Here is a 1766-nt window from a genome sequence, read left to right as displayed (position 1 = left end):
ATTTAGTTGAATCTTTAATTCATTCCGTTGCTCTAGTAAATCAGAAACTTCGGGTATTGATTTTGTTAATTCAAAATATTCATTCTCTCCCATGCTCTTTGTTTTTAAATTAGCTACAACGGTCAAGTATAAGAGCAGTAGCGGATTTCAAGGCGATTACCTGTCTTCCACCACAAAGGTTTAATAAATGAAAAGACCTTGAAAGTACCACTGCACCCGCTATTGCTCTTATACAATGTTGTGGTGCGTATTTCATTCTTTATCCGTATTTTTTGCAACATTTTGTTCGACCTCATCTGCTGCTTTCTCAATTATCCCTTTAGTTCTTTCTTCGACAGTTTGAACAATTGTTTTCTTTGGTTTTTCTTGTTTATCTCTATCTAAAATATTGAGTATAGGATTGTCTGATTTCTGATAATTTGATATAAGCTTTCCTGGGTTTTCGTTTGTTACTTCCAAGAAACTCCTTATCAATTTCACTCTTAATTCCTCTGAAAGCTCACTATCTTCAATATTTTCGATTTGTTTAGATAAACCCTCAATAGTCATACTTAGAACTTGCTTATGTGAATATTCCTCTATAAGTCTTTTCGATAGGTTTACCTTTTTATTTGCCGAAATTGTAATCCAAATTAATGGAATATACAATGGCAAAAAGGAAAGAATAATTTTTGGCGCTCTTTCAATAACTTCTGTTAATGTAGACCCTGTATAAAGAAAGAATATTCCAACTGCAATAGGTAAAATTGAAGCAATTGTTAAGTATAGAATTCCATATTTAAAGCCATTCTTGAATTCTTTATATAGTACTTCTTCCTCAGCCTTCTTAGTGACAAATGCCGAACTTAATCCTGCAGTTAATGCATTTGGTAATAGAGATTCGATTTTTTTTACAATCTCATCATACTCCTTTTTTGAATTCTCTTTTATTTTGACTAACTCTTCCTTATTAGATTCTACAAACAAATTATATTTTTCCTTCGTGCTTTTCTTAATCTCACCGATTTCATCAGTCAATGAGTCAGATTGCTCTTTTAGGGTTTCATAAGCTGTTTCAAGCTCTGATTTCAAACCTTCAATTTTAACTAATTCACCTTCTTCATTTTCGTCTTCGTATCCGATAATTTCTCTATGCAACTCATCAATTTCAGCTTTTCTTGTTAATATTCCTTTGTAAGTTGTATTAGCTTTACTTGATGTTTCTTCAATTTGAGTTAATGTAGAATCTAATTGAACAACTTCATTTTCAAGGTCAGGATGCTCTTCAAGGATGTCAGTAATTGTGGTTAATACTTCTGAGAGCTTTTGACTCTTGTCTAAAATGTCTGATGTGGCTTCAAGAACTTGAGTATGATTCGTATCAACATCGTTTGATTTATCCTGAATATCCTTTAAGAAAGTATTTATTTTCTCTGTAAGTTCGATTGCTTGATTCAATCGTTCTTCAGTTTTATTTTTAAACTCAGCAGCTTTTTTTGATGCTTGCTTCGCTTCTTTTTCGATATCTGAAGGTCTCTCCGAGATTTGTTTTTCAAGAGAAACAATACGCTCCCAAAGTTTTTGTCTCTCTTCATCGAGATATTCTATTTTCTTAGTATTTTTTCCGTCAAACATCTTTCTTAGGTTTTATTTAATATGCACCACAACGTTTATGTATAAGATTAGTTGCGTGGTTTAAGCACCTAATTTAGCAAATACAAACCGAATAGAAAATCCGCAAGGATTTTCGTAAGTAGGCTTGCACTAGCAATTAATTTTATACGGTG

The 1766-nt window shown here is 32.3% G+C and carries 1 protein-coding gene; it reads right to left on the bottom strand.

Features of this window, described 5'->3' with window-relative positions; all coding sequences use genetic code 11:
* Positions 1-252: 252 nt before the first annotated feature.
* The gene (locus GQO80_RS15680) at positions 253-1614 is read right to left on the bottom strand and encodes a hypothetical protein (protein ID WP_157209302.1); all 1362 of its coding nucleotides are present in this window, start codon (positions 1612-1614) and stop codon (positions 253-255) included.
* Positions 1615-1766: the final 152 nt, after the last annotated feature.

The organism is Mariniflexile maritimum, assembly GCF_009746565.1.
Classification (GTDB): domain Bacteria; phylum Bacteroidota; class Bacteroidia; order Flavobacteriales; family Flavobacteriaceae; genus Mariniflexile; species Mariniflexile maritimum.
The sequence above is the reverse complement of the archived record's forward strand: the minus strand, read 5'-3'. Positions and strand labels throughout refer to the sequence as shown.